This is a genomic window from Deltaproteobacteria bacterium (assembly GCA_016210005.1).
GTDB lineage: Bacteria > Desulfobacterota > Binatia > HRBIN30 > JACQVA1 > JACQVA1.
On record JACQVA010000151.1, the window covers coordinates 1 to 5,683 of the forward strand.

The window sequence follows — 5,683 nt, forward strand, 5'->3', positions numbered from 1 at the left end:
CCCATAACACGTGGGGAGCACCGTCGGTGATCAGTGGTTCAGTTCAACGGGGCCTGCCTGCCGAAGCCGCGGCGCAGGCAGGCCTTTCCGCCATCCGGCGGCAACCATCCCACCATCTCGCGCAACGCCCCGTCGCGCCGGATGACGGAAAAACCCTTTTACGTTAGACGAGCGCAACTGCTGGGGGTGTGAATGATATGAGCAATGCGGTACCCGAAGCTGTTCAAGCCCTCATTGACCAGCGCACGGCTCACCTTCGGGTCGAACTGGAAAAGCTCAGGTCCGATGCGCGCGAATATGCCGCAGCAAAGGCGGACAGCGCCAGGACACAAGCCCTCGGTATCCTCGGTGGAGTCGCTCTGCTTCTGACCATAGTCGGAGGGTTGGGTTTTTCCACGTTGGTTGACAGCAAGGCGGTCAACGATGAGGTCGCGAAGCTGGGAGGCGAGAGGATCGTGAAGACGATCCAGGAACACGAAGCAGCAGCAGAAATGTCCGCCGCAAAGGCAGAGGCTCGTGCAGAGGCAATCCCTCTTACCGTCCAAGCCGGGACCGAGGTCATTGGCAGCTTTGGCGAAAACCGCGCAATTGGCCAACCGAAGGAGGTCGAAGTTCGGTTCCCTGCACCGTTCCGCAAGCCGCCAGTCGTGGTGGTATCTTCGATGGCACAGCAGGGAAGCAAGTATCCGGACACGTTCACGGCCACGGTCCGGGGTGTCTCCGAAAAGGGATTTACGGTGTTGGTTGCTCGGCTTGGGCTCCCGGGGTGGGGGCAAGATCTTCGCATTGGTTGGGTAGCGGCCGAGTAGATCTCGAACGAGTTGCAGCGACTGCGATCAGAAAATGCCCCTCTCACGAGAAGAAATCCTCGATATTGAGGCAAGGAACGAAACCCGGAAAGCGCTCCGAGCGGAGGTTAGCAAGGGTAGCTGGGCCTACGACTCGTTCGCGTGGATCGAAGCCGATACAAGACCCTACAAGGAGCGATCGTGCATTCTCATCAGACGGCGAAGTTGGTTCGACAACCTGCTCCGAAAGCACGGCTCCGTATTTCTCGATGAAGGAACCACCGGAGGAAGCCGGAAGCATGCGTTGCAGCCTGCGCGCGACGGACTGTACCTCGAAACTGCGCTCAACGACCCCATTGAGGATGACATCGCAAAGCTCCTCTCTGAAGTACGGCAACTCAGAAGTGACCTTCCCCCGCCTCCGGGGGAATCAAAGCCGCGCCACCGCCCACGACCGAAAAAGCCGACGTCGGGTAGAGCATTGCCCGCCGGTTCCCGAAAGGGAGACAAACCGATCTACGACACCGAATGGGAATTCCGCGAGTGGTTCGAGGATAACCTGGAGCAGTTCGGCTTCGAGGCGGTGATCTTGTCACAGGATCCATGTCCCGACTACGTCGTAAAGGCCAAGAGCGGGGAGGTATTCCGGGTGGAGGCGGAGTTGTTCGCTGCCAACTTCGTATCGCATGGCCACGATCCAGCGAAGGTTGACCGGATCGTGGCGTGCTTCGCAGCCGAAGACAAGATACAGGGTGTTCCGGTTTTGGCCGCAAACGACCTTCGAGAATACGATCCGAACCCGGCTCGCGCGCGCAAGGTGGGAGGTCCCCTGAGTCCAAGTGAACGGCGAGTCCTCTCCGTTGTGATCGCAAGCGGAGGCATGGAGTTGTCATCCCTCGCGCACCAGGGGTTCGCAGGCGACCTCCTGATGTATCGACGGGTGCCTCCCGACACGGTCGCGGCACTCCGCGGGAAACGCGTCACGGACTCGCTTTTCGAAGCCCTGCGGCCAGAGACCAGACTTTTCGCAAGGAGATTTCACTACGTGCTATTGGGTGCAGGCTTGAGCGATACCCTGTGCAAGGCGCTTGGCCGTCTTCAGTGGAGAGGGTTGGTGGCGCTGAGACCTCTGGCGATCCTTGCCGCTATGTATGACGGCGCTTTTGTTGATCACGATGGTTGGCTGCCGACCGAGGTATATGCGACGAAAAAGGCGTACGCTGAGTACTCCGTCGATTTCCGCGGTGGGCTCGGGAGGAAGCGAGCGTCTAACTCCAGCGTGCAGCGGACGCGCGGGAAAGACGCGCGCCGCTGACGCTTCGCGGTGAACCCCAAGCGAGGGCGAAAGGAGAGGCACGAATGATCAGATTGATTGCTGTCGTCATCGCCGCGGCTCTTGCTGCGTCCCCGGCGAGTGCGGGCTGCATTGGCCCCGTGATAATGGGCGAGTGCAAAGGCAGTGAAGTCCCGTGGGATACGCATCCGCCCGGCTACGAGGAAGACAGAGCTGCACCCCCAGGCTTTCACTGGGATAAACGTGGCACGCGGACCCAAGAGCGGCACCCCGAATGGGTTGATCCTTTCACGGGCCAGGATCCTCACGACTCTCACTGGTTCGACCAGGACCGTGAATGACGCTGAAATGCTGGTGCGCGGCGGCGGGCCCAGCTAGAATTTTCATTGACAGGCTCCGTAGGCCACTGTAAGGGAACCGGCAGTCATGATGGGTACGGTCTTGCAGAATGGACCGGTCTGGGAGCACCTTCTGCCATCAACACGAGCGGGACCCTCACGGGCTAGTCTGGAGCGACGGACGTTTCTTGGATACTTCAAACTCCTTAAGGAGGTAGAGTCATGCCGAATCCGGGACAGGAACTATCAAGCATCGACTTCGAGTCCATGCTTGGCGGACCACTGGTCGCCGTCATTAACGCGCAGGCACAGGCCGCCATTTCCACAGTCAACTTTATCAAGGAGGTCGGTTTCAAGAAGCCGGCCGCTGAGGAAGCGGCTGGCGGCAACACGTCCACACTGGATCCGATCTACGTCACGTTCAAATACCCGAAGGAGCTGAGTCCATACCAGCCTGCCGTTGGTGATCCAGCTAATCCTGGAGCGCTTCCTCCGTACAATGCCGGTCCACCAGTAGTCGGTGATCCCAATTATCCTCAGGGGCGTCCAGCTTATGTACCGGCGGTGAAAGCGACGTACGAGACACAGCAACTGGAGGTGCCGATTCTGACCATGCTCCCCATTCCTTTTATCAGGATCGACCTTACGACAATCGACTTCAACGCGAAGATCAACTCCGTCGAGTATCGGAAGACCGATACTAACCTGAAGATCGACGCCTCATTGGAGGCAAAGGCCGGTTGGCTGTGGGGGTCGGCCAAGCTTAAGGTGTCGACGTCGTTCCAGCGCACGACTTCGCAAGGCAACACAGTGGACCGCACCTACTCCATGGCGGTGCACATAAAGGCCGTGCAAGATGAAATGCCGGCGGGAATGGAAAAGCTGCTCGGGATTCTCGAGGGCGCAATCGTTTCAACGCCGGCGGCTAAGTAGATCAGTCCGGTCGGAGGGAGCTGTGACGTCACATGTATCTCGGGGATTACCTCGGTCAGCTTCTATCAGAGATCTCGATGGCGCGAATGCAGGCCGATCTGGAGACGGTTCGGCTGGCGGAACTCTACGCCACGCACCCGCTCCTTCGCACAATGCCCGTACCACACGTGAGGCTGCCAGACGTCGAGATGGAGATCCCGGTGCTGATCAAGGCCTCCGAAGAGCCCCGCGCCGGCGAATCGGCACGGGGTGGGGCGACGCTTGCGGATATGAGCCGAAAGTTCGACGAAGTGCTCGCGGCGCACCTGTCGAAGGCCGGCATGGCGTTATCCGCGGCCGACCGCAAGAAGCTGCGTGCGGCGCTCGATGAGCGGCTCACCCAGACCGGAGTGCCGACGGAGATCTCGGTCGACGTGAATCGGGTGGCGGACGATCTCACGTCCACCGCGCTTCGCGTCGTCGGAGAACTGAGGCCGAAGTCCACCGCGGAGCCGGCCATTGTGACGCCGATCGGGGCCGAATTTAGGGAGGCCGTGCGACTCGAGTTCCTCAAACTTCGCACGCCGCCCCCTCGCCTGACCGTGCTGGTGACGAGTGCCGAAATTCGGGAGGCCGGCACGACGGAGAACCTGACGCGGCTCCGTCTCAAGGTGTCAGAGCAGGGTGTCGAATGGACGACGATTGAGTCGGAAGGCGTGCGGCACGATCGTTTAGTTCCCGAGTAGTCGGCTGTCCGATGCTGCGCATCATGCACGTCGAAGAAATCGCGGACCTTCTACTTCTGCTCCCGGATCTCATCCAGCAGCAGGAGCGGCGCTCCATCGATTTCGCGCGAAACGCTGGCGCGTGGTTGAGTTCGTTGGAAAGAGTATTCGCCGCCAGCCGGCTCTACCAGGCTGGGAGCATCGCCATGCTGCGAAGTAATCTGGTTGCGGCGGAGCAGGGCCAGGTGCCTGCTGGCATCGAGTTTCGCGGCCGCCCGAGTCGTTCGCGACTACTGAACGCCGTAGCATCGCAGGCCCTGCAGCGCGCGGCCGAAGTGGCGTCGACCCTGATAGCGGAGAACCAGCCACGCCTTGCGGAAGCCGAACGGGTCGCTCAGCAGATCGTCGGCGCGGCTTTGTCGCGGGGGCTGATCACCGCTCGCCAGGAGGAAGTGAGCAACACCCAGTACCTGCGAATGCTCCGGCGCAGCCTCGTCACAAGCGGCGATCTGGAGAGCGCCGTTGTTCGCCTCGAAGGCTTGGTCGGACCCCACGACGCGCTAATACTCTTTGACCGCGCGCTAGCGCCCCATCTGGACGTCACTTCACTGGCAGTACAGTCGTGACGTTTCCTTCCTCCGGGTGAGCGAGAGCCAACAGGCAGGAGACGCGCCCACATGAGAACATCCAACCTGAGCGGAAGAGACTGGTGGCGCGCCAATCAGGCGAGCTATCCGAACAGTCGAGAGATCGACGACCTTGAGTCCGGCTTTCGCTCAAGGGTCGAAGATTTCATCGGCTCGCTGAGACATGCTGCGGCTGCGGTCGTCGTGAATAGCACGCGGAGGAATGCGATCCGCGCGCACCTTATGCACTATTGCTGGAAAGTAGCCTACGGCGAGATTGATCCAAAGGACGTGCCGAAGCGTGGCGGTCTCGACATCGAGTGGGACCACGGCGACCTTGAGAAATCGCGGAAGGCGGCGGAAGAGATGGTCAACCTCTTCGGCATGGCGCACATTGCCGCCCTCACCTCGAATCACATTCGTGGCAAGGCCATTGATATGAACATCTCTTGGAAGGATACGCTCGTGATGATGCGACCCACACCCCTTCTCACGAGGATCGAGCGTCGTCCGCGAACGGGACAGAATCGCGAGCTGCACGAAATCGGAGCCACCGTATTTGGGGTCCGCAAGCTCGTGTCGGACCCGCCGCACTGGTCGTACAACGGAAGGTAGGGCCGAAGTCTCCTCAGTCCATGAACCCTCTCCGCCAATAATGAGGGTGAGACAGTTGGGTGGGGATAATGTCAGACCTCCTGACCTCCCCCTCGTAAGCGGCTGAATGTCAAGGCTCGCCTAAACTGACCGGGCTCAGCTCGGCCAAACTGACCGCGTATCGGGCGCGATGATCCACAGGCGATCGGGGAGATTGTCCACAGCCTCTTTGCGCTGTCGAGGTAGACGCATTGTGCGGCGCTGGGAAGCCGCGGATGCGGCCCGCGGATGGGGCCGGGGGCAGCTCTGCACAAGCTGACGGAGCGAGCGCGGGGCGGCGGGGTGCGGCCCCGTGAGGATGAGGCCGCGGCGGGGCGGGGAGCGATCTTTGGGGCACGCCGCTCGC

6 protein-coding genes are annotated in these 5,683 nt (G+C 60.9%); all 6 read left to right on the forward strand.

All coding sequences use genetic code 11. The features are described from left to right. The first annotated feature begins 197 nt into the window (after positions 1-197). Positions 198-809, forward strand: a complete 612-nt coding sequence (locus tag HY699_14415; protein MBI4516999.1) for a hypothetical protein — start codon at positions 198-200, stop codon at positions 807-809. 34 nt (positions 810-843) lie between these two features. Continuing rightward, positions 844-2,103, forward strand: coding sequence for a hypothetical protein (locus HY699_14420; protein MBI4517000.1), 1,260 nt, complete (start codon positions 844-846; stop codon positions 2,101-2,103). Between the two features lie 539 nt (positions 2,104-2,642). Beyond that, a complete protein-coding gene (locus HY699_14425; protein ID MBI4517001.1) occupies positions 2,643-3,353 on the forward strand; it encodes a DUF2589 domain-containing protein in 711 nt (236 codons plus the stop codon). Positions 3,354-3,385: 32 nt separating this feature from the next. After that, the gene (locus HY699_14430) at positions 3,386-4,078 is read left to right on the forward strand and encodes a hypothetical protein (GenBank protein ID MBI4517002.1); all 693 of its coding nucleotides are present in this window, start codon (positions 3,386-3,388) and stop codon (positions 4,076-4,078) included. Between the two features lie 11 nt (positions 4,079-4,089). After that, positions 4,090-4,683, forward strand: a complete 594-nt coding sequence (locus tag HY699_14435; GenBank protein ID MBI4517003.1) for a hypothetical protein — start codon at positions 4,090-4,092, stop codon at positions 4,681-4,683. A gap of 51 nt (positions 4,684-4,734) precedes the next feature. After that, positions 4,735-5,298, forward strand: a complete 564-nt coding sequence (locus HY699_14440) for a hypothetical protein (GenBank protein ID MBI4517004.1) — start codon at positions 4,735-4,737, stop codon at positions 5,296-5,298. Positions 5,299-5,683: the final 385 nt, after the last annotated feature.

Bases quoted from the DNA above. Each gene is read 5' to 3' on its own strand.
- HY699_14415 (MBI4516999.1), top strand. From the start codon at position 198: ATGAGCAATGCGGTACCCGAAGCTGTTCAAGCCCTCATTGACCAGCGC.
- HY699_14420 (MBI4517000.1), top strand. From the start codon at position 844: ATGCCCCTCTCACGAGAAGAAATCCTCGATATTGAGGCAAGGAACGAA.
- HY699_14425 (MBI4517001.1), top strand. From the start codon at position 2,643: ATGCCGAATCCGGGACAGGAACTATCAAGCATCGACTTCGAGTCCATG.
- HY699_14430 (MBI4517002.1), top strand. From the start codon at position 3,386: ATGTATCTCGGGGATTACCTCGGTCAGCTTCTATCAGAGATCTCGATG.
- HY699_14435 (MBI4517003.1), top strand. From the start codon at position 4,090: ATGCTGCGCATCATGCACGTCGAAGAAATCGCGGACCTTCTACTTCTG.
- HY699_14440 (MBI4517004.1), top strand. From the start codon at position 4,735: ATGAGAACATCCAACCTGAGCGGAAGAGACTGGTGGCGCGCCAATCAG.